The sequence below is a fragment of the Phaeobacter sp. LSS9 genome (assembly GCF_003443595.1).
Classification (GTDB): Bacteria; Pseudomonadota; Alphaproteobacteria; order Rhodobacterales; family Rhodobacteraceae; genus Phaeobacter; species Phaeobacter piscinae.
Window position 1 is genome coordinate 2,608,574 of the sequence record NZ_CP031956.1, and the last position, 22,610, is coordinate 2,631,183.

Below are 22,610 nucleotides of genomic sequence, written 5' to 3' on the forward strand. Positions count from 1 at the left end.
AGTTATCCCTATCCTCTCAGGGCGAATCTGCCGGCAAGCAAATGGGGATTTTGAGGTTCTCCACGGCTTGCGAAATGGCCGAAATTTCATACAAACCACCCTAAGCTCATCACACTCTTGCCCACGGGGTTTTCCACATGTCTACCCACATCGTTCTGGCTTCCGGATCGCAGATACGCGCCCAGCTGCTGCGGCAGGCTGGCGTTCCGTTTAAGGTCGCCGCGGCCCGTATCGACGAAGCGGCGATCAAGGCGGCGCTTCTGGCTGAGGAGGCCACGCCGCGTGATATCTCCGATACGCTGGCAGAGGCGAAGGCGCGCAAGGTCAGCGCCAAGTTCCCCGGTGCCCTGGTGTTGGGCTGTGATCAGGTCCTCGAGTTTGATGGAAAATTGTTATCAAAACCAAAAGATTCGGATGACGCCTTTGCTCAGCTGAAAATGATGCGCGGTAAGCGACATATGTTATTGTCCGCTGCGGTCATCTATCGCGACAATGAGCCGCTGTGGCGGCATATCGGCCAGGTGCGGCTTAGGATGCGGTCCAGTTCGGATGCATATCTGCGCAGTTATGTTGCGCGAAACTGGGACAGTATTCAGCATGCCGTTGGCGGATATAAGCTGGAGGAAGAAGGGGTTCGATTGTTTAGCGCCATCGAGGGAGACTATTTCAACGTGCTTGGATTACCGTTGTTGGAGCTTCTGAACTATCTGGCCCTTCAGGGAGTGATAGAACAATGAATGATACTCGGATTCCGCTGGCTGGCGTGATCGGTAGCCCCGTTGCACATTCGCGATCACCTTTGGTGCACGGCCATTGGCTCCGGACCTATGGCATTGCTGGTCATTATATACCGCTGCATGTCGAATCCGGTCAGTTGGAGGAGGTTGTCCGCAGTTTACCCAAGATGGGCTTTGTCGGCGCAAACATCACCATCCCGCACAAGGAACAGATCATGGAGATCGCCGATCAGGTGACGGATCGTGCGACATTGATTGGGGCTGCCAATACGCTGATCTTCCGTCCTGACGGCTCAATTCTTGCTGATAATACAGATGGTTACGGGTTTATCACCAATCTGCACCAGGCGGCGCCGGACTGGGATCCTGCCGCAGGTCCGGCCGTTGTATTTGGGGCCGGCGGCGCCAGTCGCGCGGTGATCGCCTCCCTGCTTGAGGCAGGCGTGCCTGAGATTCTGCTGAGCAATCGGACGCGGGAACGGGCGGATCAGTTCCGCAGCGAATTTGGCTCCCGCATTCAGGTGGTCGACTGGGTGCAGGTTGGCAATGTCATCGAACAGGCTGCTCTTCTGGTGAATACGACCTCTCTTGGAATGGTTGGAAAGCCGCGTCTGCGTGTGCCCCTGGATGGGCTGCGCTCCAGCACTGTTGTGACAGATCTGGTCTACACACCGCTGAAAACGGAAATGCTGCAATGGGCCGAGGATATTGGCTGTACCACCGTTGATGGTCTGGGAATGCTGTTGCATCAGGCGGTACCGGGATTTGAACGTTGGTTTGGCAAGCGGCCCGAGGTTGACGCCGCTACGCGGGAGGCCGCATTGGCATGAGTTATGCGTTAGGACTAACCGGGTCTATCGGGATGGGGAAAAGCGCAACCGCGCAGATCTTTGCCGACGAGAGTTGTGCGGTTTGGGACGCGGATGCTGCAGTTCACCGTCTTTATGATGTAGGTGGTGCGGCGGTCGCCCCCATTGGGAACGCGTGGCCCACGGCCGTTATAGAAGGCCGGGTTGACCGGGGGCGCCTGCGCGAAATCATCGCCGACGATAGTCGCGCCCTGCCCCGAATTGAAACCATCGTACACCCACTTGTCGCTGCTGACCGCGAGGGTTTCAGAACGTCGTCGCCGCATGATGTTCTGGTGTTTGATATCCCACTGCTGTTTGAAACCGGTGGCGACACAGGAATGGATGCCGTCGCCTGCGTCTGGATCGATGCTGAGACACAGCGCCAGCGGGTCCTTGCGCGCGGGACGATGACAGTTGAGCAATTTGAACAAATCCTGCAGAAACAGATGCCGATAGAGGAGAAGAAAGCGCGGGCCGATTATCTGATCGAGACCGACACCCCGGACCATGCCCAGGCTCAGGTACGGACCATCCTCGCACAGATTAGAAGGCTGATAGCAGATGCGTGAAATTGTTCTTGATACGGAAACCACCGGCTTTGACCCGTTTTCTGGCGACCGGATTGTCGAGATCGGTGCGGTTGAACTGCTCAATCACATGCCAACGGGCGAGACATTTCACGTTTATATCAACCCTCAACGCTCCATGCCGCAGGATGCGTTCAAGGTGCACGGCATCGGGCCGGATCTTCTGGAGCCGCCACAGCAGCCCGGCCCGGGTGCTGTCACCCTGCGCGACAAGCCAGTGTTCGCGAAAGTGGGCCAGAAATTTCTGGATTTTGTCCGGGATTCCAAAATGGTGATCCACAATGCGGCCTTCGACATGAAGTTCCTCAATGCGGAGCTGGATTGGATGGGGCTGCCAAAGCTACCGATGGATCAGGCGGTTGATACGCTGGCGATTGCCCGTAAACGTTTTCCTGGCTCGCCGGCGACGCTGGATGCGCTCTGCCGCCGCTTCAATATCGACAACAGCAATCGAACATTGCACGGCGCGTTGCTCGATTCCGAAATCCTGGCCGATGTCTATCTGGAACTGATCGGGGGGCGGCAGCCTGATTTTGGCCTTTCAACTTCCAATGACAAGGCCAGCAGCGGGGCGACGGTGACAGATGACTGGCGCCCGACCGCCCGGCCCTCCCCGCTGCCGTCGCGGCTGACAGAGCAGGAACAGGAAGCGCATGCCAAGTTTGTTGCAAAAATGGGGGATGACGCCCTGTGGAACGACGCCGGTAGCTGATCCCTGACCTCAGGCCCAGAATGCAAAAACGCCGCTGAAAACAGCGGCGTTTTTCATATTCGAATTTGGCGAGCTCTTATTGCTGCGGCTGTTCTGCGGCCTCGGCCTGCTGACGACGCGCCAGTTCGTTGCGATAGATCGCGACGAAATCGATATTGTCGAGGTTCAGCGGCGGGAAACCACCGTCGCGGGTGACGTCGGACACGATGCGACGCAGGAACGGGAAGAGCATACGCGGGCATTCGATCAGCAGGAACGGGTGCAGCTGATCTTCGGGAATGCCGGAGATGTTGAAAATCCCGACATATTCCAGTTCCAGAACGAAGAGAACGACATTGCCTTCTTTGTCCTTGGACTCGATGTTCAGTTTGGTCATCACCTCATACTGGTTTTCCGCCTGACGCTTCTTTGCATCAAGGGCAACCTGCACGCTGACATCGGGCTGCACGTCAGCGCCAACGCCTTTTTGTGCCATGACGTTTTCGAACGACATATCACGGATGAACTGGCCCAGGATATTCATCTGGACTTGCGGCTGCTGCACGCCTTCTGTTGCGCCGTTTTCGGCCATGAAGCTACTCCTAAACTATGTTTTGCCAGTGCTTATCAGCTTGGCGGCGGTACCTCAACGGGGGTGTCGCGCCACCCGCCTAGCCTTGCCTATCAACCCAGCCGGAGGGGCCTTTTCGCGGTCGATCCTTGCTGACGTCTTCATAGTCTGCATCAATGATATCGCCCTGCGGTTTAGGGGAATTGTCGCTCGGATAGCTGCGGCCGTGCATGCTGCCAGGGCCCATCTGGAACCGGGCCACCGTCACTTTTGAGCGGAGGTAGCGATAGACGGCAATACGTATCTGCGGGACCAGAAGGGCGAAGCCAACCGCGTCTGTGAAAAACCCGGGCGTAAGCAGCAGGGCACCGGCCACCAGGATCATGGCGCCATGCGCCAGCGGCTCGGTGGGGTCGTTCAGCTGCTCGAAAGAGGCACGAAGCTGGCCGAGGGCCAACCGCCCCTGTGTTCGAACCAGCCAGGTTCCCAACACGGCTGTCAGCACCACGATGGCCAGCGTTGGCCAGAGGCCGATCGCGCCACCGACTTGAATAAAAAGTGCGATTTCAATGATCGGAACCATCAGAAAGGCGAGAAAGAGATACATGCTGGGTTTCCTCAGAACTTGCGCGGGACGGTGGACTTGCGCCGACCCGTCACCTACATAAGGTTTGAACGCTTTAGTTTCAAACGAAGCATGAACATCTACCGTAGAGGTTGTTATGGAGTCGCCCGTGATTCAGCTGTTGGTTTTGGCCGGTATTGCCGTGTTTTTGATCCTGCGCCTGAAGAGCGTATTGGGCACCCGTGAAGGGTTTGAAAAACCTGCCGTGCCACAGGCTGATCGTCAGAACCGACGCCCCGAACTTGAGGTGATCGAAGGCGGGCCGGATCACGATATCGTTGACTACGTCCCCGAGGACAGCCCCCAGGCCAGCGACCTTGCTGCGATGAAAAAGGCCGAACCATCCTTCGAGGTGCGCGAGTTCGTGCAGGGCGCTCGTGGCGCATATGAGATGATCCTCATGGCTTTTGAACGCGGCGAGCTGGATGATATTGAAGCTTTCCTCGCGCCCGACGTCTTTGACAGCTTTGTCACTGCGGTGGCTCATCGCGAAGATCAGGGGCTGACGATTGAGGCGGAATTTATCGGTGTCCGCGAGACCACATTGACCGACACCAGCTTTGATCCGGCGACTGGCGATGCACAGATCACGATGCGGTTTGTTGCTGAGTTGACTTCGGTTGTACGTGATCGTGGCGGGGATATTGTTGAGGGTGATCCCAAGGCCGTGAAACGCCAAAAAGATACTTGGGTCTTTGGCCGCACCATGGGCAGCGCGGACCCGAACTGGCATCTGGTCGCTACGGACGCATGATGCGTGGGCTCCGGCGGGCACTCTGTGCGCTGGCTCTTGGAGCTGGCGCATATTTGTTTCCGCAGGGCGGACAGGCGGAAACCAGCTACACCATGCTGTCCTTCGCTCAGCTGGAGGGCTGGGCAGAGGATGATCACAAAGCGGCGCTGGGTGCATTTCTACAGACCTGCCGGGATCTGAATGATCCCGACTGGCGTGCGCTCTGTGCGTTGGCCAACGAACAAGACCCTAAGGCCGCGCGCGGCTTCTTCCAGCTGTTCTTCCGCCCCGTCCTGATTGAAGACGGCGCGCCAGCGCTGTTCACCGGCTATTTTGAACCCGAACTCTCGGGTGCGCGCCGGCCCAGCTCGCGTTACCGGTACCCGGTTTATCGCCAGCCACCGGAGGCGCGCAAGATCAGCCAATGGCTGACACGACGTGAGATGCTGACAAGCGGCGTGATGGAGGGGCGCGGATTGGAAATCGCCTGGGTCGACGATCCGGTAGAGCTGTTTTTTCTGCAAATTCAGGGATCTGGGCGAATTCGCCTGCCCGATGGGTCGTCGATCCGTGTCGGCTACGGTGGTGCAAACGGCCATGAATACCGGTCCATCGGCACGGAATTGGTCCGTCGCGGTATCTACAATATTCATCAGGTCAGCGCCGCAGTGATCAAACGCTGGGTGCGGCGCAACCCTCTCGCCGGCGAGGATCTCCTGATGCATAACCCCTCGTATGTGTTTTTCCGAGAGGTAAGTCGCATCCCCGCCTCTGCCGGCCCGCTGGGGGCAATGAACCGTTCTGTGACCACCCTACGCAGTCTGGCAGTTGATCCACGTTTCACACCGCTGGGTGCGCCGGTCTGGTTGGAAAAAGACGGAGCGAAGCCGATGCGCCGGCTGATGATTGCGCAGGATACCGGATCAGCGATCAAGGGCGCGCAGCGGGCCGATGTGTTTTTTGGTAGCGGTGACGAAGCCGGGATTGAGGCCGGCAAGCTGCGAGATCCCGGCCGCATGGTGGTTCTGTTGCCTATTCAGCGTGCCTATGCGTTGCTACCGGGAGACGATTGATGACCCGCCGCAAACTGACATCCGAGGAAATCGACCTCTGGCACCGCGTCGCCAAACAGGCGGAGCGGCTACATCCAAAAACACGCACCGCTCCTGCCACTGCCCATTTGCCAAAACCAAAGCCGACAAAATCGCCGCTTCCGCCGCAAGAGCGGTTCACGCCAGAGCTGTTCGAGTTGGGGTCCAAGGCGGGATCAAAGCCGGCCAGGCATGATCTGAAGCCCAGTGTCACCAGTGGTCTGATCGCTGCGCCGATGCAGATGGACGGCAAGGCTTACCGTAAGATGAAACGCGGCAAACTGAAGCCTGAGGGTAAGCTGGATCTGCATGGAATGCGGGTTGATTCTGCCCATCCGGCGCTGGTTGGTTTTGTCCTGTCAGCGCATTCTGCCGGCAAGCGGCTGGTGCTGGTGATCACCGGCAAGGGGAAGGATCGCGACGAACCCGGCCCGATGCCGGTTCCCCGTGGCGTGTTGCGGCATCAGGTGCCGCAGTGGTTGTCCCTGCCGCCACTGTCGCAGGTGGTGCTTCAGGTGACGCCGGCCCATGTCAGCCATGGTGGCGGTGGGGCGTATTACGTCTATCTGCGCCGCCACCGCTGAGACCGGTTCAAGGCGCTTGGCTCAGCGATCTTCGCCGCGATAGACATTTGCTTGATAGTTTTCTGACAGTGTAATCTCGACGGCGTTGTCCTCCTTGTCGACGACCAGTCGACCGGGGAACAGGCGCTGGATCGAGAGTGCCTCTTGGTCGAAGGCCGCAGCAGTCTGGCGGGCTGAATTGAGGATGGACAACACCGCCGGTGAGGTTGCAGCCACGAAATGCCCGGATTCCGCGGTATCGGCATAGGCCGTTGTATCGACCACTTCGATGGGCAACTCAGACACGTCATCCAGCGATTTCAGATTGCCAAGCCGGCCCCGGTTGTGGGTTCCACGCAGGCGTTGTGACAGGTTCAGCACATTGTCCTTGCGCGAGACCATTACGACAAATGGCTGCGGTACCGGATCGATCCTGCGCATCTGACTGCGGAAGACTTCGACATCCAGATCCGGTGACATCAGGATCACCGCACCAAGGTTTTTGCTGCTCCAGCCGGGTGTCTTGATCTCCATTTGGCGCATGGTTTCCATCACCAGCTGCGATCCCATGGAATGTGCCACCAGAACCACGCGGTTGGACACACCGGGTTTCAGATTGCGTAGCAATTGTTCCAGGCCATCGCGTGCAAATAGCACGCTGTCGCCGTCGTAGGCATAGCCCAGAGGATTGCCCTGACTGGGCCAGGAATAAATGATCGTGGCGCCGGGGATATCGATGTCATTGGTCAGCTGCGCGGCCCGGAAAGCAGTCTCTGCCTGGGTTGAGTTGAACCCATGTACAAAAACAGTGATGTCACGCTCCCCGACAGGATAGGCTGACAGGTCCTGAGCGATCCGGCGGTTCAGCTCAGCCATCCCATCCAGTCGTTGTCGGCCTGCCATGGTGAACTGGGTTTCGGGGTTAGGTTCGGCATAGGCAAAATCCAACTGTCCCGGCGAATGACTGGGCGGGATCGACACCGTTAGCTCCAGCAGGCGCAGGGTATCAGATCGTTCTGGGCCAAAGGTGCCGTTGGGCAGCGGCTCACGAGTGGTTGCGCCGAATATGGTTTTTGCTTTGCCAACCTCCAACGCGCCGGGAACGGTTGGGGTAAAGGATCTGTCAGTGCAGCCAGCTGCAACAATCAACACGATGCAAAGACGGGAAAGGACTCGTGAAAAACGCATGTTTCGGACCACCAATTGACAATGGCGGCAGGCTACTGGGCGCCCACCGCCATGTCCACTGATTGCGCAGATGCCCTAGCGACGATTAGAGCACATATCGGCTGACATCTGCGGATTTGGTCAGCTCACCCAGGTTCTTGCGGACAAATGCGGCATCCACAGTGACCGTTTCACCTGAACGATCCGGTGCGCTGAAGGACAGTTCCTCGAACACACGTTCAATCACCGTATAAAGACGCCGTGCGCCGATGTTCTCAACGGTCTGATTGACCTCAGCTGCAATCTTTGCCAGCGATGCGATCCCGTCATCGGTGAAGCTGACATTGACCTCCTCAGTACCCAGCAGAGCGGTATATTGCAGTGTCAGCGCATTGTCCGTCTCGGTGAGGATACGTACAAAATCCTCCTCGCTGAGCGCGCGCAGATTGACGCGGATCGGCAGGCGGCCCTGCAGTTCGGGCAGCAGATCTGACGGTTTTGCAATATGAAACGCACCCGAAGCGATAAACAGGATATGGTCGGTTTTGACCGGACCGTGCTTGGTCGACACGGTGGTGCCTTCAATCAGGGGCAGCAGATCGCGCTGCACCCCCTCGCGGCTGACGTCGCCGCCACGCGCGTCTTGACGGGTGCAGACCTTGTCGATTTCATCGAGAAACACGATGCCATTCTGTTCAACTGACTCAAGCGCCGCCTTGGTCACGGTCTCATCGTCCAAGAGCTTGTCTGCCTCTTCGCCGATCAGCACATCATAGCTGTCAGCAACAGTCATCTTCTTGCGCGTGGTGCGTCCGCCCATCGCTTTCCCGAAGAGGTCACCGAGATTCATCATCCCCATGTTACCACCCGGCTGACCGGGGATTTCGAACATGCCCCCCATCGGGTTGGAGCTGTCAGAAACATCCAGTTCGATGATCGTATCATCCAGCTCGCCGGCTTTCAGCTTCTTGCGGAACATATCGCGGGTGGCATCACGTGCGTCGGTGCCGGCGATGGCATCAATCACCCGTTCTTCAGCAGCCTGGCGGGCCTTTGTCTTCACATCGTCGCGCATGTGTTCGCGCGTTTGAACAATGGCGATATCCACCAGATCCCGGATGATCTGCTCCACGTCGCGACCGACATAGCCAACCTCGGTGAATTTGGTGGCTTCCACCTTGATAAAGGGCGCGCGGGCTAGTTTTGCCAGCCGGCGAGAGATCTCTGTCTTGCCGACACCGGTGGGCCCGATCATGAGAATATTCTTGGGGTAGACTTCGTCGCGCAGGTCATCGCCCAGCTGCTTGCGGCGCCAGCGGTTGCGCAGTGCGACAGCAACCGCGCGTTTGGCATCAGTCTGGCCGATAATGAAGCGATCCAGTTCAGAGACGATTTCGCGAGGGGTGAGGTCAGTCATGAGAGGTCCGTTTCAGTGAGCGGGCGGCAGCCGGTCCAGCGGCAACACCCGTGAGAGAGGGGAGATCAGCAAGGCCCGGATCCGTGCCCAGAAGGCACCAAGGATCACCAGGAACAGGCCCAGCACAAGAATGGTTGTCGCGGCGCCGTCGCCGTCGAAGACTGTGGCCGCCAAGGTAACGCTGTAACCGATCGCAGCAATCAGAAATGACCGCCGGTCAATGATGATCGCAACCAGCGCGAAAGCGAAGAGCACAGCCATCAGCGCCAGATTTGCGCTGGACGTGCCGCTGTCCAGCAGGCTGAGAGCGATGGTGTTGACCAAGGCGGGGGCGGCGACCACGTGCAGCCAGAAACCTTGCGCAGAGCGCCGGGTCACCCGATGCGGATCGCTCAGATCAAACAGCATCGCCACCGCGAAGACGCCGACGCCAACCAGCAGGGTTACCCAGGCAAAGGGGCCGGAGGCTGACAGCAGGAACAGATCACTCATGCCGGTCAGGCTACCGGATTGGTTTGCAGCCAGCATCAGCGCCAGCGTGAACACGCCAAGCGCGATCAGGGCCATCGCAAAGGGAACGCGAAACCGCAGCCAGTAGATCGCAATTGAAATGGAGGTCAGCGCAACAGCCAGCGGCAGGCTGGAATAGTCGCCCTGCGCGACCATGAACACCTGCGAATATTCCGCCGAAAGTCCGACGCCGGCATTCAGGGTCCAAAGGATCGAAAGCGCAATCGCCGGCGCGACCATACGGCGGCGGCGGATGAAATACTCACTCAGCACCCATAATACCACGGCCCCAACCAGGGAGGACATGGTCGCCTTTTGAACCAGACCACCCAACCCTTCGACCATGGAAATGCCGGTGACGGCGGCCCATCCGGTGGCCAGGATGATCAAACCGATGACAATGAAGATCTCGTTGAACCCTTTGAACAGCTCAAAAGGTTCATCACCGGGAGCGAGATTTTCACGCGCCCCCCGTCGGCTATGCGCCAAGGCCATGAGAGAGGCCGCCTGTGCCTCGCTCAACAGACCTGAGCCAACCGCTGCGCGAATATCGTTTTGATCGATATGGCTCATGTCAGTCCTTTTGGCTGATGCTTTCAACTGTCAGACGACCGTTGGTATAGACGCAGATATCAGCGGCAATCGCCATGGCATCCCGGGCCACAGCCTCGGCGTTGCGGTCACTGTCCATCATGCCGCGTGCGGCCGCCAGCGCGAAGTTGCCGCCTGATCCGATGGCGGCCACGTCATGTTCGGGTTCCAGCACATCGCCGGCGCCGGTGATCACGAACATATCCGCCCCGTCGGTCACGATCAGCATGGCTTCCAGTTTTTGCAGGTATTTGTCAGTGCGCCAGTCCTTGGCCAGTTCAACACTGGCGCGGGCGAGCTGCCCCGGAGTGGCTTCCAGTTTCGCCTCCAGCCGTTCCAGCAGAGTGAAGGCATCGGCGGTGGAGCCAGCAAACCCTGCCACGACATCAAATCCACCAGGCGACAGGCGGCGCACCTTGCGGGCAGAGCCCTTGATCACGGTTTGGCCCAGGGACACCTGCCCGTCGCCGGCGATGACGACTTCGCCGTCTTTTTTCACGCCAATGATCGTGGTGCCGTGCCAGCCCGGAAATTGATCGTCTGCCATCATGTTCTCCTCGTTTCCAGGCCTATATGGGCACTGGTCATTTATACCTCAACCGGGTGCTATCCGGTGCGGGGGCCGGGGATCAAGTGAATAGCCACCTCCGGCGCCTTACGCCGGCCCATCTGACAAGGTCTTGTGGAGTGGACAACGACCGCGCGCCGACGATGGCTGAGAAGAGCCTTTGTGCCCGGTATGCGGGCAGGCTGCCTAAAAAACATGCTATGCAAAAACTGCAATTCGGGGCTGTCGAACCGGCAATTGTGAGACTCGGCAGCCCACCCTACATGAGGCTCACAACCGACACGGTGTCGGCTGGTTCTCATAAGGAATGCGCAAATGGCTACCACAGCAAACATCCATGCGCCGATCGGTGCAGTGACCGTACTCCGCCTGGTGGACGCAGTCTTCAACGCCAAGTCTTCGATCCTGGCGTGGAAAGAAGCACGCGACACCCGCAACGCCCTGTCCGAGCTGACCGATACCCAGCTGGAAGACATCGGCCTGACACGCGCGGATATCGCAAACATCTGAGGACAGGTTCCTCAGCACCAAGATGATTTGGCCGCTCCTTTCAGGGCGGCTTTTTCTTTTGTTAGAGCCTGTTTTTTTTCGATCAGGTGCGCAATTGATAGCGCCCTGCCTGATCCGGTAACCAGGCTTCTACCGCAGCTGTGGCGACCACATGTTTGCCTCCGTCCGCAGGATCATCCACATTCAACCCGCCGAAAACCGCCCGCACAGTGGCGCGTCCACGTGGCAGATCGGCGGCGACCAGATCGCAGTCTACCTTGTCAGGTTCCTGAACACCGATTGTGACCTCAACCCGCATTTCGGTATGGTCTATACCCAGTTTCGCAAAAAGCGTGATCGAGGAGTGGTGCAGCGCATCCTGCACCGCGCGGCGGGCCGCCTTGGTGTAATCCTGCCCATAAAGATCGTTGCCGGTGCCCATTTCCAGAATAATGCGTTTTTCGGTCATTCTGTCGGCTCCATGTCAAATGAGACGATGATGGCTGCATTGGCGATCACCGTGTGGCCAGTGCCGGGTTTGTCGATATCAAGGCCGCCCTTGGCCACATGAATCTCCGCTGTTCCATAGGGAAAGACAGCGTTGAGCGCGTCGCGGTCGATGGCGTCGGGGTTTTGCACGCCGATTTCAGCACGGATGCGCATGGCGGATTTTGGGAAATCGAACAGTTCTGCAACATTGACCGAGTTGTGCCAGAGCGCGTCCTTGATCGCCCGTTTTGCGGCCTCGGTATAGTCCTGTCGCCGCAGCGATGTCCCCATCCCGAACTCTACCAACACCCGCGTTTCAGCCATGATCCCTCCTCCAATTCTGTCGCTTTGAAAGCCAGTTATGAAAAAGGCGCCCCAATGGGACGCCTTCCGATATTTCTGATCGTCTGTCTGGCTCAGATCGACTCGTCGATCCAGCTTTGCAGCGCAGCCTTGGGTGCGGCACCAGAGCGGTTGGAGACAACCTCGCCGTTCTTGAAAATGAACAGCGCAGGAATGCCGCGTACGCCCATAGCCGAAGCTGCGTTGGGGTTGCTGTCGACATCGACCTTGGCGATCTTGACCTTATCGCCGTATTCAGCCGCCAGCTCTTCCAGAGCGGGGCCAATCTGTTTGCAGGGACCGCACCATTCGGCCCAGAAATCCACCACGACGGGGACTTCGGAATTCTTCACTTCGGCATCGAAAGTGGCATCGGTTACGGCGACGGTGGACATTGGAATGTCTCCCTAAGAGTGTGGCAGTTCGGCTGTGAACCTATGAACGCCTTAACGGATCGTCAAGGTATCTGGCGGCGCTTAAGGGCGGATGACACAATATCGTGTGGCAGGTCCATCAGCGTCGCGGTACGGGTCCAAAGCAACGCCGTGTCAATCCGCCGATCAGGGTAGAGGGCTGCCAGCGCATGGGCATAAGCCCCCATTTGCCGCAACAGCCCCTCAGGACAGGCCTCCACGCTGGTGGGAACGGTGGCGTTCGATTTGAAATCAATCGCCTGAACCCGGTCCGGCGTCACGATCAGCCGGTCAATCACGCCGTGAATGCGACGGCCATCCAGATCTGCGGTTATCGCAACCTCCGCCAAAGTGTCAGGAGCGAAGATCGCACCCAGGTCCGGATTGGTCAGAACACGTGTCGCCTCAACCAGAAGATCTGCGGTGTCTTCATGCCCCGCGAGCAAAGCCTCCGCCAGTTGGGGCCAGCTATCCTGATCTGCGCTGGGTAGATGTTCCAGCAGGCTGTGCAGCCGACTGCCGCGCGCCTTGGCGATATCTTCGTCCTGTCCCAGATCCCCCGGCAAGGCCTTGGCCCCGCCCAATTCCGACGGGCTGAGTGTTGAGGTTGGTGGCTGATAGGGCGGTGGCAACTGTTTGAACACCTCCGGCAGTTGCGGCGTGGACGTGACCACCGGGGGATCTGCGTGAAACGGCAGCCCGTCCCAATTCCCATGCTGCAGCCGCAGGCCCTCGCCATTGCCGGTATCATAGGGGTTGGCACCGGCCTCTTGCAGCGCGCGCTCAACCATCTGGTACCAACTGTCCCCATCCTTGGACAGCTCACCCGCAGCGGCAACAATCAGCCATTTTTCAGCACGTGTCAGCGCCACGTAGAGCAGCCGCAGACGTTCATTCCGTGCCTTCTCCTGCGCGGTCTCGCGGGCGGCTTGCATCACATCGGGCATCTGGGCGCTGGGCAGTTTCCACATCGGCCCAGCCTCGGCGCGCATGATTTCATCATCGCGTGGAGGTCTGCGTTTTGCGGTGTCGGGCAGGATCACAATCGGTGCTTCCAGGCCTTTTGATCCATGCACCGACATCACCCGGATCATATTGCCCGCCGCGCCCATCTGGCGTTTGATTTCCAGATCGTCGGCCTGCATCCAGACAAGAAATCCGGTCAGGCTGGGAATATCCGTGCGCTCATAGGCCAGTGCCTGACTGAGCAGGGCGTTGATGCCATCCTCCGCCTCCGGTCCCAACCGGCCAAGCAGGCGCCGACGTCCGCCGTGACGTGTCAGGATCCGCTCAATCAGGTCATAGGGACGCAGGAAATCGGTCTGACTGCGCAGATCATCTATGATGGCCATCGTGTCAGGGTATTCCGCTGCGCGATCCCGCAGCGCGGTCCAGAGATAACTGCCGCCCTCGCGCCGGTGGGCCAGATCAAACAGGGTCTGTTCGTCCCAGCCAAACAGCGGCGATTTCAGCGCTGCAGCCAGCGACAGGGAATCCTCAGGCGTGGCGAGAAAGGACAGCAGCGCCGCCAGATCCTTCACCGCCAGTTCTGCGCCGATCTTCAACCGGTCCGCGCCGGCGATGGGCAGCCTTGCAGCCTTGCAGGCGCGGATGATTTCCGAGAACAGCTCGGACCGGCGCTGCACGAGAATCAGAAAATCACCGGCCCGTACCGGGCGACGGCGGAAGCTGCCACGCTCGGGCCCATCCTCCGGCAGGGTAACCTTGCTGTCGATCATCTCCTTGATCGTGGTTGCGATCCGGTCCGCCAGAATGACAGTGTGATGGCGCGCGCCGGGGCGATCCACCGGATCGGTCCAGTCACGCTCTTCTTCGGTGTCAACTTTGTCCACGACTGGCCAAAGATCGACCCGTCCCGGCAATTCCGATTTAAAGGCGCGGTGCAGGGCATCGCGGTGAAACCCGGCGCCGGGGCTATCCTTGAACACCAGATCAACCAGCCCAAGGATCGCCGCGGAGGACCGGAACGAGAATTCCAGCGCCGCGTTCTGCAGCGCACTGCCGGTTTCCGCGAGCCGGTCGGCGAATTCCGCCTGCATCCTGTCAAAGGCGTCCGGATCTGCCCCCTGAAAGGAATAGATCGACTGTTTCTTGTCACCGACGACAAAAATCGTACGCTCGACCTCGGATCGCGCGCCCTCCCCTGCGGTAAACTCCTGCGCCAGTTTTTCGACCACATCCCATTGCACTGGGCTGGTATCCTGCGCCTCATCCACCAGTATGTGATCAATGCCGCCGTCCAGTCGGTAGAGAACCCAAGCAGCCACCGCCGGATCATTGAGCAGCTGACGTGCCTTCAGGATCAAGTCGTCAAAGTCGAGCCAGCCACGCAGCTGTTTACGGCGATCATATTCCGGCAGGAATGCAGCGGCGAAGTCATGCAGGATCAGCGATTTCTCAACTGCGGCCAGGGCGAGGCGCTGGGCGCGGGCCGCCTCTACCCGTCGCATCAGTGGTTCCAGCTGATCCATCAGCGCGACATTGCTTTCCCGCAGTTTCTTGGTGGGAAAGGCATTGATTTTGGCGGTAAAGGGCGCCTTTGCGGAGGCGCCAGTCAGAAACACAGACTCAAGAACTGGCAAATCTGCAATCGTCGGCTCGGTGATTTTGCGCAGCTTCGCAGCGGCCTTGGCATCGGTGCTGCCACCCTGTTCCAACATAGTACAGGTGCGTGCCAGCAGGTCCCCCTCGCCGCCCAGATAGATGCTTTGCTCCAACATTTTGGCGTCAAAGTCCGTCGGAAGATCGAACAACCTGCGCAATCCGGCGCGGTCCAGTGGCGCCTCAAAATCGGAGCGGCGCTGACAGATTGCGGCGGTCAGCGTCTCAAAATCGCTATCGGTCACCTGCCGGGCCAGTCTGGCGATCAGACCGGCCTCCTCCGGGTTTTCGCTGTTTGCGATGGCTTCTACCACCTCGCCCCGCAGCAATACCGCGGCGCGGTCGTCCATTTCGGAAAACTGTGGGCTGACGCCGGCCTCTAGCGGGAACCGGCGCAGCAGCGAGGCGCAAAAGGAATGGATGGTCTGGATTTTCAAGCCACCGGGCGTCTCAATCGCACGCGCAAACAGGGTGCGGGCTTGCGCCATACCCTCGGCCGAGATGACATCATGGGCGCCCAGATCTGTCAGTGCAGAAGTGAGCGCATCGTCGCCCAGCATGGCCCATTCGCCGAGCCGTTTGAACAGGCGGTTCTGCATCTCGCTGGCAGCGGCCTTGGTGTAGGTCAGGCACAGGATGTGTTGCGGTTGAACCCCACGCAGCAACAGACGGGCCACGCGATCTGTCAGCACCTTGGTCTTGCCAGAGCCGGCATTTGCGGCCAGCCAGGTTGAGGCATCGGGGCGCGCGGCGCGAAACTGCGCCTCTGAGGCGGCGTCGCGGGCGGTCATGTCAAAATCTCCGATACCGGTTGATCGCTTCGGTCCCATTCTCCGTAGCGTGCCAGATGATCGTAATCGCCCGTCTGGGTGTCCTGAAACACCATGCGACGGCTGCTATACCCTTGATCCGGCTCGAAATAGGCTGAAATCAGCTTGGTCAATTCGTCCCAAACCTTACCCGGTGGCTCATCCATGAGCGGGGCTGCGACCTCTTTCAGCGGACTTTTGAGGCCAAGGAACAGCGCCCGTTCTACCCTGCCCTCGCCATAGCGCTCAAACGCACCGCGTTCGGCCATGGCGGCCTCGATCAGCAGTTGCTTCTCAAAGGTTTTCTGCTGGCTTTCAGTTGGCGGATCGCCGGTTTTGTAGTCAAACAAATGCAGGCCGCCGCGTTCATCCACATCAATTCGATCGGCGGTGCCTGCAATCTCAAAATCAAGCGGCGCAACGCGCACGGCACCGGAGACTTCGAAACCAGTCGGGCGTGCAGTTTGCTGCCGTTGGCGCTCTCCATTGATGAAGTCATCTGCAATGCGTTCAAGCCGGGCCAGCCAGAGGCTGCGCGCTATGGGCCATGGAACCTTTGCCTCCAGATGGGCTGCCGCTGTCGCAAGGAAATCCTGCGCTGTCAGTCTACCGGGGTCAGAAACGGTTGCCTTGATAAAGTCCTCCAGGATCTTGTGGAGCACGATGCCGCGCAGCAAGGCGTCGGGTTCCTGTACAAGCGGATCAAGCGGACGCAGCTTCAACACATGTTTGGCGTAAATCGCATAAGGATCGCGGATCAGACGCGGGATTTCCGTAATCGTCAGGCGTCGGGGGCGCGCGGCGATGGGGGGACGAGGTGTCGGTCGTTTGGCGGGGGGCAGAGAGATAGGTGCCTCCAACACCTCAGCCCAGCCCAACCATTCCTGACCACGGGTCCGCATATCTGTCAGCGCTGCAGGGCCGCCCTGCCCCGGCAAGCCGGACAGAAGGTTGGTCATTCGGTTGAGCCAGCGTGACGGCACAGTATCCGCTTCATCCGACCGTTCGGAGCGGGTCAACCAGACTTCGGGTGCGGCGATGGCTTGTTGGAAATCATGCGCCGAGAGCCCAATGCGACGTTCTGGTAACAACAGCCCGGCCTGATGACGCAGTTGTCGGTTGAGCCAGGGATCGGGTGCAGCAGCTTCCGGCCAGCTGCCTTCGTTCAGGCCGCCAAGGATCACCAGATCGGCCCCCTGCACGCGCGCCTCAAGCGTTCCCCAGATCAGGATGGAGCCATAGGGCGCATCGCGGTCCCGCACCTCCCCCTGCGACAGCAGCGCGCGCAGAAGATCGGCAAAATCGCGGGCGGTCATCTCACCGCCATAGCCAGCCTCCGCCTGAAGGTTATTCATGATTTCCTGCGCTTTGCGACCAGCCTTCTTGTCCCAGAGGCCACCGGCAGCAGCCTCCTGACTGCCACGGCTGATTGCTTCGGCTAGGTTCCTCAGGGCATCTACCCATTGTGACAGAGGTTGAGTTCCACTGATGGGCTTTTCAGCAAAACACTGCGTGAGCCAGGCGGTCCACCCAGGCATCAGCTCCCGTCCGATTTCAAACGCGGCAAAGCTGTCAGGATCCGGAAAGGGCGGGCCATAGCGGCGCAGGCGCAACTCCAATTCGCGGGTGTGGCGCAGGTGATCACCGCGCCCCACCCCATCGTGACAAAGCGGATGTTTCAGCAGGGTCAACAGCGTATCGCAGGCAAGCGGCTTGCAGAATAGCTCCGCGATGTGGCGCAGAAACCGGCCCGGAGGTGACAGCTGCAGCGGCTGGCCCGCGGAATCGTCCGGCAGAATATCCCATCGATCCAGCGCGGCGGCCACCTGTCGGGTCAGCATTCGATCCGGTGTGATCAGCGCCGCTGTCTGCCCATCCTCGGCAGCCTTACGCAACCGCAGAGCGATAGCCAGTGCTTCGGCACGGGGATTGGGGGCCTCCACCAAGGTTATATCGGCGGTGGCCTGATCGATATCGCGCAGCTCGGGGCCTTCGCGCATCCAGGCGTCCGTAACAGGCGCCGGGCGCAGGGCCAGAGAGACCAGCCGATTGCGCGCCGTGGATGCCGGTATCGCATCAACCCATGGACGCACCTGATCCGGGGTTATGTCCAGATCGCGCATGATCTTGAAAAACCGATATTGCGGGTGGTCTTCTGACATCAGCGGATCATCTAGATGTTCCCAGACGTGGTCTGGCTGCTGGTCATCGAAACCGGGTAGGATCACCGCGCCTTGCGGCAGGCGCGCAATTGCCTCCATCAGCATCAGCGTGGTGCCACGCGATCCGGTCGAGCCGGCCAGGATGACCGGGTGTTGCGGTGGGTGGTCCTGCCACTCTTCGATCAGATCAAGCACAACCTGTCGCTGACGGGCCTGTGCATCCATTGCGTGTTCATGGGTCTCGGCAAAATCGTCGGCGATGGCGATGAACTGCTGCGCGCGCGCCCAATGGCCGGACATGTCGGAGACATCCAACGAGCGGATCGTCTCCGGGCTGACGCCTTCGCCCTGCATTTCATCAAACAATGCAGCGAGACTGTCTGAGAGATCATAGAGGGAAGACCGGGCGGCCAGATCTGGTTGTGCTTCCAGTAATTTGGCAATCAGCTGTGAGAGCTCCAGCCGTCGCCGTAACGGCGGCAGGGCTGGCGGCAGCCCCCGTAAGGTGGCGCGCATGTCGAGATCACTCAGCAGCGAGATCCGCGGCAAAAGCAGAGCTGGCCCCTGATCAAACAGATCCCGCACCCGGCGTGCCATGCGGGAGGTGTTGACGATCAATTCGACCTTGGCCAGCGCTTCTGGCGGCGTGTTCCGACTGCGGGCAACCAGCCCGTCGACCAGAGCGCGTGGGAAATCGACGCCGCAGGGAACGGCAAAAAGGCGTGGCGTGTCTTGCGGCTCAAATCTCATCTTGGGCTATCAGGTCCTCAGCCAGGGGGATCCCTTCGGGGGTGCCGACATCGCACCAATGGCCGGGATATTCCAGCGCAAACAGGCGTCCCTCGGCAGCCATCAAATCCCACAGGGTGTTCAACGAAAACACGGTCTCGTTAACTTCGTCCAGCCTGTTGGTCCGCAGCAACTGAACACCGCCATAGACAAGGTCGCCGCCGCGATGCAGTCGCCCGTCTTCGTCTGTGTGGAAATCACCACCGCCGCTGCGTCCGACAGTTCGGCTGATGGGAATACAGGTCAGCAGCGCATCCATGCGCGCAGGGTCCCACGCGTCGCGCAACAGGCAAAGCGGGTTCGGCCCGCGCCAGACCACATCAGGGTTCACAGTATAGACCGGTCCCGAATGTGCTCCGAGCAGCGGCAGCGCATGTCGCAGCCCACCACCGGTGTCGAGGATCTGAGGATCCTCGCGGCTGATCGCCACCTCGCTGTTTGCAAGATGGTCGGCCAGAATGTCACTCTTATAGTGGCTGTTGGCCACGATCACCGGCGGTGTGACCTCTCGCGCCAGATCCAGCGCATGGTCGATCAGGGGGCGACCGGCGACCGGGATCATCGGTTTGGGCTGGTGTTTGGTCAGGTGCCGCATCCGGGTGCCAAATCCGGCAGCGAAGATCATAACGGGATAAGCGATCTCTGCCATCAGCCGCGCAACCGGTCCAGTACATCGGGGGTGGGCGCAGGCATTTCCTGATGCAGGAATTCCGCCAGTGGCGCCATCGCCGGGTGATCCAACCCGCGGTGAAAATGATCCCAGACGCGGGGGATCAGATCAACGTAATGCGGTTTGCCATAGTCACGTCCGAGGCGGGCAAAAACGCCCAAGATACGCATGTTGCGCTGCACGCCCAGCACGGTGTAGGCGGCGCGAAAGCTGCCCTCATCGACACCGGTTGCAGCGATATACCGTTCCATCATCTGCATTTCGATCACCGCAGGAACATCGCGGCGGGCGTCCTGTAGCAGTGACACAAGATCGTAGGCGCGATGACCGGCGCGCGCCGCCTGAAAATCCAGCAGACCGACCTGTGCAACGCCGCTGCGCTCCGGCAACCAGATCAGATTTTCGGCGTGGTAATCGCGCTGAACCAGCACCACGTCGCCTTTGATCGTGCGGCGCAGAATATCCTCGAACTGATCAGTGAACCGGGCGGCATGTTCCGGTGAGGCCTCCTCACGTATCACATCGCGGTATTTGGCAAAGGCGAGGCTGGAGAGTTCGGCCATCAACCGTGGTCCGAGCGGTTCCAGTTCCGGCATCGGGGCCTCATGCAACGCAACCAGCACATCCGTTGCCGCCTCATATAGCGGACGCTCCTGCGCAGGGGTGTCGCGCATCACGCGCGCAAACAACGCGTCTCCCAGATCTTCGATGATCAGGAGGCCATTTTCATGATCCTCGGCCAGAATTTCCGGCGCACTCAGACCCTGCTCCCGCAGGTAGGTCGCAATCGCGACAAATGGGGCGACGTCCTCTCCCTGATCCGGTGGTGCGTCCATCAGCACCACAGTGGCGCCATTTGCATCGCGAAGCCGCTCATAGCGCCGGTTGGAGGCGTCCCCAGCGAGCGGCACGCGGGTCCAGCTGTGCCATGGGGTATCGGTGAGGAAGGTGGCAATGAGGTGTTTTCGGTCAGTCATGCGGCAATCTGCTTCATCAGGGGCTCCCAACGCGCATCACTCCAGCGCAGCGTAGCGGTACGGGCGTCGTCTTCGTTCGGATCCAGAGCCAGAGATATGTGCAAAGCAGCAGCTGGCGTCAGTTCGGCCAGCCGATCCGGCCATTCGATCAGACATATGGCGGTCTCAAAGGCGGAGATCAGGCCAAGCTCCTCAATCTCATCCAGCGACGACAGGCGATAGAGATCGGCATGCCACAATTCGCCAGTTGGCAGATCATAGGTCTGAACAAGGGTGAATGTCGGTGAGGGCACATCCTCAGGCACCGTCATCTGCGACTGGATCAGGCTGCGGGCAAAGTGCGTTTTGCCGGCGCCGATGATGCCCGACAGAAGCAGACAGTCGCCATTGCTCAGTTCTGCGCCCAAACGGGTGGCCAGATCGGCAGTCGCTTCGGGCGAGGGCAGGGGGATTACGAGGGTCTTCTGGATTGTCATGGCGCGACAATGCCGCCCTGCGCGCGGCGCTGCAAGCTGGATCGAAAAAGCCCGGCATCGAACCGGGCAATCTCTTTGATTTCAGACAATGAGGACTGTTCTATTTGCCCTGTTTTGTAATCGCAAACCGCTGTTGATCAACCGGAGCGGGGGCTGGCTCCGGGGAGCGGAAGCTCACCATGGTGGCGCCATTCTGGATCGCGCTGACCTTGCAGACCAGAGGCGTGCCACTGCGCAGCTGTACATCGGCCCACCAGGCTGTGCGATTCTCGCTGCCGGCAACAAAATCCCGGATCTCGCCCCAGGCAGGCGTTGCAGCACACATGTCCTGCCAGACGCGGCTAGAATCCATGATGGTGATCTTGGCGAAGCTGCCGTCGGGATCCATCTGCCAGAGATCATGATAGGCAGCGTTGGAGAAGGTCATGGTGCCGTCATTGGCAAAAACCGCGATGGCTTCGTCCATCTGATCCATGATCGACTGACCCATTTCCAACTCCGAGCGGAACTGCCGGGTCAGGGTGATCTCGGCGGTGATATCCTCAAACAGGAAGGCGATGGCCCCATCAGGGTGCGGGCGACCGGAGACGGAATAGACCGATCCGGATGGCAGCGACCATGTTTCCTGGTAGCGCCCCTCAGCCGCTGCTTCCAGCAGATCAGCCATCTGGTGACGCCAGCTGGAATAGTTCTTCGGTTCCGGCATCATGCGCTGATCGCGCAGCCGATCAAAGAAGGTCAGAAGATTCGGACGTGAGCTGAGGAAGTTGGCGGGCAGGGCAGTCAGGTCGATCAGCACGGGGTTGAACAGAACCAGCTGGCGATTGCGGTCAAAGATCGCAAGGCCAATGGACAGCTGGGCAAAGGTTTTTGCCAATGTCTGCACAAAGTTGCGCTGGGCGATCTCGGCGTCAACAACCGCGTTTACATCGACCGCATGACAGAGCCAGCCAGACTCGGTTTCGGTGGTCGAGATATTGTACCAGAGTTTTTTCTTGCTCTCGGGCAGCGGGATCGAGATCCGCTCAGGCTTGCCGCTGGCCATCGGGTCATCGAGATCAGTGAACAAAGGTTCGGAGAAATCGACATTGCGACCGCGGATCTTCTGGCTGAGATCATCATAGGCGAGGTTGGACCAGGTGACGGCACCGTCATCGGATTGCAACCAAACCGGATAGGGCGCCTGATGCACGGCGGAGCGCAGGGTGGTCAGCTCTTGGTCGATGCTGTGATTATGTTCTTCGGATGTGGTGCTGCGCAGCTGCACGCGGGTCACACCGTCAATCCATTCGCAAAGCGCTTCGCGGCTTTCGGCGTTGGCTGTGCCAGAGAGCACAAGCGGTCCGACATCTTTCAGGAAGCCGGGGGATTGCGGCAAGCCGGGATAACTGCGGGCCAGTTGTTCGCGCAGGTTCGCCCAGTTGAAGGTTTCGGCCTGTTCACCGATGAAACGGCGCGCGCCGGAGGACCAGCCGATCAGCGTCGTATCATCAAAGAGAAACACGGCGTCAGACCGTCCATCCCCCTGAAGCAGGTCCTGCTCAAACCCCTTGGGTTTGGGGTTTGGAGACAGCCACCAAACAGCGGTCGCTGCCGTTGCCGCACAAAGCGTCGCCAATACAAGCCAGTCGGTCGATAGGATCTGCTGCATGATGTCCGTTACCCACAAG

At 59.5% G+C, this 22,610-nt stretch carries 23 protein-coding genes; 8 read left to right on the plus strand and 15 right to left on the minus strand.

Annotated features, from left to right (window positions below):
• Positions 1 to 137: 137 nt before the first annotated feature.
• From D1820_RS12540 to dnaQ, 4 genes are read left to right on the plus strand one after another with little or no spacing between them, the layout of a single operon-like run.
• The gene (locus D1820_RS12540; protein ID WP_096872970.1) at positions 138 to 737 is read left to right on the plus strand and encodes a nucleoside triphosphate pyrophosphatase; all 600 of its coding nucleotides are present in this window, start codon (positions 138 to 140) and stop codon (positions 735 to 737) included.
• On the plus strand, positions 734 to 1,567 hold the full coding sequence (locus tag D1820_RS12545) for a shikimate dehydrogenase (RefSeq protein ID WP_118069302.1): 834 nt from the start codon (positions 734 to 736) through the stop codon (positions 1,565 to 1,567). The genes D1820_RS12540 and D1820_RS12545 overlap by 4 nt, the downstream gene beginning before the upstream one ends.
• Positions 1,564 to 2,157, plus strand: coding sequence for a dephospho-CoA kinase (gene coaE, locus D1820_RS12550; protein ID WP_118069303.1), 594 nt, complete (start codon positions 1,564 to 1,566; stop codon positions 2,155 to 2,157). The genes D1820_RS12545 and coaE overlap by 4 nt, the downstream gene beginning before the upstream one ends.
• The gene (dnaQ, locus tag D1820_RS12555; RefSeq protein WP_118069304.1) at positions 2,150 to 2,887 is read left to right on the plus strand and encodes a DNA polymerase III subunit epsilon; all 738 of its coding nucleotides are present in this window, start codon (positions 2,150 to 2,152) and stop codon (positions 2,885 to 2,887) included. The genes coaE and dnaQ overlap by 8 nt, the downstream gene beginning before the upstream one ends.
• A 76-nt stretch (positions 2,888 to 2,963) precedes the next feature.
• On the opposite strand, the gene secB is transcribed toward dnaQ, so the two are convergent.
• Together secB and D1820_RS12565 are read right to left on the minus strand one after the other, a co-directional pair.
• Positions 2,964 to 3,458, minus strand: coding sequence for a protein-export chaperone SecB (gene secB, locus D1820_RS12560; RefSeq protein WP_014876402.1), 495 nt, complete (start codon positions 3,456 to 3,458; stop codon positions 2,964 to 2,966).
• Positions 3,459 to 3,537: 79 nt separating this feature from the next.
• Positions 3,538 to 4,044, minus strand: coding sequence for an FxsA family protein (locus D1820_RS12565; protein ID WP_118069305.1), 507 nt, complete (start codon positions 4,042 to 4,044; stop codon positions 3,538 to 3,540).
• A gap of 115 nt (positions 4,045 to 4,159) precedes the next feature.
• Between D1820_RS12565 and D1820_RS12570 the strand changes: the two genes are divergently transcribed.
• From D1820_RS12570 to D1820_RS12580, 3 genes are read left to right on the plus strand one after another with little or no spacing between them, the layout of a single operon-like run.
• Positions 4,160 to 4,816, plus strand: coding sequence for a Tim44/TimA family putative adaptor protein (locus D1820_RS12570; RefSeq protein WP_040175100.1), 657 nt, complete (start codon positions 4,160 to 4,162; stop codon positions 4,814 to 4,816).
• Positions 4,813 to 5,868 (plus strand): murein transglycosylase A, encoded by a 1,056-nt coding sequence (locus D1820_RS12575; protein WP_096790141.1) that lies wholly within the window; start codon positions 4,813 to 4,815, stop codon positions 5,866 to 5,868. The genes D1820_RS12570 and D1820_RS12575 overlap by 4 nt, the downstream gene beginning before the upstream one ends.
• A complete protein-coding gene (locus tag D1820_RS12580) occupies positions 5,868 to 6,470 on the plus strand; it encodes a Smr/MutS family protein (protein ID WP_040175098.1) in 603 nt (200 codons plus the stop codon). Before D1820_RS12575 ends, D1820_RS12580 begins: the two co-directional genes overlap by 1 nt.
• 21 nt (positions 6,471 to 6,491) lie before the next feature.
• Here the strand turns inward: D1820_RS12580 and D1820_RS12585 are convergent, their stop codons facing one another.
• The 4 genes from D1820_RS12585 to hslV form a co-directional block, all read right to left on the minus strand.
• A complete protein-coding gene (locus D1820_RS12585) occupies positions 6,492 to 7,637 on the minus strand; it encodes an alpha/beta hydrolase (protein ID WP_118069306.1) in 1,146 nt (381 codons plus the stop codon).
• Between the two features lie 85 nt (positions 7,638 to 7,722).
• On the minus strand, positions 7,723 to 9,033 hold the full coding sequence (hslU, locus tag D1820_RS12590; RefSeq protein ID WP_118069307.1) for an ATP-dependent protease ATPase subunit HslU: 1,311 nt from the start codon (positions 9,031 to 9,033) through the stop codon (positions 7,723 to 7,725).
• A gap of 12 nt (positions 9,034 to 9,045) precedes the next feature.
• Positions 9,046 to 10,116, minus strand: a complete 1,071-nt coding sequence (locus D1820_RS12595; protein ID WP_118069308.1) for a hypothetical protein — start codon at positions 10,114 to 10,116, stop codon at positions 9,046 to 9,048.
• 1 nt (position 10,117) lies between these two features.
• Entirely contained in the window at positions 10,118 to 10,681 is a 564-nt protein-coding gene (hslV, locus tag D1820_RS12600; protein ID WP_024098902.1) for an ATP-dependent protease subunit HslV, read from the minus strand.
• A gap of 336 nt (positions 10,682 to 11,017) precedes the next feature.
• Between hslV and D1820_RS12605 the strand changes: the two genes are divergently transcribed.
• Positions 11,018 to 11,212: a DUF1127 domain-containing protein gene (locus tag D1820_RS12605; RefSeq protein WP_118069309.1), complete on the plus strand. Its 195-nt coding sequence runs from the start codon at positions 11,018 to 11,020 to the stop codon at positions 11,210 to 11,212.
• 82 nt (positions 11,213 to 11,294) lie between these two features.
• On the opposite strand, the gene D1820_RS12610 is transcribed toward D1820_RS12605, so the two are convergent.
• The 9 genes from D1820_RS12610 to D1820_RS12650 all read right to left on the minus strand — a co-directional run bounded on the left by D1820_RS12610 (position 11,295) and on the right by D1820_RS12650 (position 22,591).
• The gene (locus D1820_RS12610; RefSeq protein ID WP_014881548.1) at positions 11,295 to 11,660 is read right to left on the minus strand and encodes a Lin0512 family protein; all 366 of its coding nucleotides are present in this window, start codon (positions 11,658 to 11,660) and stop codon (positions 11,295 to 11,297) included.
• Positions 11,657 to 12,004: a Lin0512 family protein gene (locus tag D1820_RS12615; RefSeq protein WP_118069310.1), complete on the minus strand. Its 348-nt coding sequence runs from the start codon at positions 12,002 to 12,004 to the stop codon at positions 11,657 to 11,659. Before D1820_RS12615 ends, D1820_RS12610 begins: the two co-directional genes overlap by 4 nt.
• A gap of 92 nt (positions 12,005 to 12,096) precedes the next feature.
• Positions 12,097 to 12,417, minus strand: a complete 321-nt coding sequence (gene trxA / locus D1820_RS12620; protein ID WP_014876414.1) for a thioredoxin — start codon at positions 12,415 to 12,417, stop codon at positions 12,097 to 12,099.
• A 62-nt stretch (positions 12,418 to 12,479) separates the two neighbouring features.
• Entirely contained in the window at positions 12,480 to 15,848 is a 3,369-nt protein-coding gene (gene addA, locus D1820_RS12625; RefSeq protein WP_118069311.1) for a double-strand break repair helicase AddA, read from the minus strand.
• Positions 15,845 to 18,778, minus strand: a complete 2,934-nt coding sequence (gene addB / locus D1820_RS12630; protein WP_118069312.1) for a double-strand break repair protein AddB — start codon at positions 18,776 to 18,778, stop codon at positions 15,845 to 15,847. Before addB ends, addA begins: the two co-directional genes overlap by 4 nt.
• Positions 18,768 to 19,442 (minus strand): nucleotidyltransferase family protein, encoded by a 675-nt coding sequence (locus D1820_RS12635; RefSeq protein WP_118070188.1) that lies wholly within the window; start codon positions 19,440 to 19,442, stop codon positions 18,768 to 18,770. Before D1820_RS12635 ends, addB begins: the two co-directional genes overlap by 11 nt.
• Before the next feature lie 23 nt (positions 19,443 to 19,465).
• A complete protein-coding gene (locus D1820_RS12640; RefSeq protein WP_118069313.1) occupies positions 19,466 to 20,464 on the minus strand; it encodes an aminoglycoside phosphotransferase family protein in 999 nt (332 codons plus the stop codon).
• Positions 20,461 to 20,940: a tRNA (adenosine(37)-N6)-threonylcarbamoyltransferase complex ATPase subunit type 1 TsaE gene (gene tsaE, locus D1820_RS12645; protein WP_118069314.1), complete on the minus strand. Its 480-nt coding sequence runs from the start codon at positions 20,938 to 20,940 to the stop codon at positions 20,461 to 20,463. The genes D1820_RS12640 and tsaE overlap by 4 nt, the downstream gene beginning before the upstream one ends.
• A 100-nt stretch (positions 20,941 to 21,040) precedes the next feature.
• Positions 21,041 to 22,591 carry a PAS-domain containing protein gene (locus D1820_RS12650; protein ID WP_118069315.1) on the minus strand — a complete coding sequence of 517 codons (1,551 nt, stop codon included), beginning with the start codon at positions 22,589 to 22,591 and terminating at the stop codon, positions 21,041 to 21,043.
• Between the last annotated feature and the right edge of the window lie 19 nt (positions 22,592 to 22,610).

Excerpts from the sequence above, each read along its gene's own strand:
- D1820_RS12640 (WP_118069313.1), bottom strand. The coding sequence starts at position 20,464 with ATGACTGACCGAAAACACCTCATTGCCACCTTCCTCACCGATACCCCA.
- hslU (WP_118069307.1), bottom strand. The coding sequence starts at position 9,033 with ATGACTGACCTCACCCCTCGCGAAATCGTCTCTGAACTGGATCGCTTC.
- D1820_RS12575 (WP_096790141.1), top strand. The coding sequence starts at position 4,813 with ATGATGCGTGGGCTCCGGCGGGCACTCTGTGCGCTGGCTCTTGGAGCT.
- D1820_RS12585 (WP_118069306.1), bottom strand. The coding sequence starts at position 7,637 with ATGCGTTTTTCACGAGTCCTTTCCCGTCTTTGCATCGTGTTGATTGTT.
- D1820_RS12540 (WP_096872970.1), top strand. The coding sequence starts at position 138 with ATGTCTACCCACATCGTTCTGGCTTCCGGATCGCAGATACGCGCCCAG.
- D1820_RS12595 (WP_118069308.1), bottom strand. The coding sequence starts at position 10,116 with ATGAGCCATATCGATCAAAACGATATTCGCGCAGCGGTTGGCTCAGGT.
- D1820_RS12650 (WP_118069315.1), bottom strand. The coding sequence starts at position 22,591 with ATGCAGCAGATCCTATCGACCGACTGGCTTGTATTGGCGACGCTTTGT.
- D1820_RS12610 (WP_014881548.1), bottom strand. The coding sequence starts at position 11,660 with ATGACCGAAAAACGCATTATTCTGGAAATGGGCACCGGCAACGATCTT.
- D1820_RS12605 (WP_118069309.1), top strand. The coding sequence starts at position 11,018 with ATGGCTACCACAGCAAACATCCATGCGCCGATCGGTGCAGTGACCGTA.
- D1820_RS12615 (WP_118069310.1), bottom strand. The coding sequence starts at position 12,004 with ATGGCTGAAACGCGGGTGTTGGTAGAGTTCGGGATGGGGACATCGCTG.
- tsaE (WP_118069314.1), bottom strand. The coding sequence starts at position 20,940 with ATGACAATCCAGAAGACCCTCGTAATCCCCCTGCCCTCGCCCGAAGCG.
- D1820_RS12565 (WP_118069305.1), bottom strand. The coding sequence starts at position 4,044 with ATGTATCTCTTTCTCGCCTTTCTGATGGTTCCGATCATTGAAATCGCA.
- D1820_RS12635 (WP_118070188.1), bottom strand. The coding sequence starts at position 19,442 with ATGATCTTCGCTGCCGGATTTGGCACCCGGATGCGGCACCTGACCAAA.
- D1820_RS12580 (WP_040175098.1), top strand. The coding sequence starts at position 5,868 with ATGACCCGCCGCAAACTGACATCCGAGGAAATCGACCTCTGGCACCGC.
- D1820_RS12570 (WP_040175100.1), top strand. The coding sequence starts at position 4,160 with ATGGAGTCGCCCGTGATTCAGCTGTTGGTTTTGGCCGGTATTGCCGTG.
- trxA (WP_014876414.1), bottom strand. The coding sequence starts at position 12,417 with ATGTCCACCGTCGCCGTAACCGATGCCACTTTCGATGCCGAAGTGAAG.
- D1820_RS12545 (WP_118069302.1), top strand. The coding sequence starts at position 734 with ATGAATGATACTCGGATTCCGCTGGCTGGCGTGATCGGTAGCCCCGTT.
- coaE (WP_118069303.1), top strand. The coding sequence starts at position 1,564 with ATGAGTTATGCGTTAGGACTAACCGGGTCTATCGGGATGGGGAAAAGC.
- secB (WP_014876402.1), bottom strand. The coding sequence starts at position 3,458 with ATGGCCGAAAACGGCGCAACAGAAGGCGTGCAGCAGCCGCAAGTCCAG.
- addA (WP_118069311.1), bottom strand. The coding sequence starts at position 15,848 with ATGACCGCCCGCGACGCCGCCTCAGAGGCGCAGTTTCGCGCCGCGCGC.
- dnaQ (WP_118069304.1), top strand. The coding sequence starts at position 2,150 with ATGCGTGAAATTGTTCTTGATACGGAAACCACCGGCTTTGACCCGTTT.
- addB (WP_118069312.1), bottom strand. The coding sequence starts at position 18,778 with ATGAGATTTGAGCCGCAAGACACGCCACGCCTTTTTGCCGTTCCCTGC.
- hslV (WP_024098902.1), bottom strand. The coding sequence starts at position 10,681 with ATGGCAGACGATCAATTTCCGGGCTGGCACGGCACCACGATCATTGGC.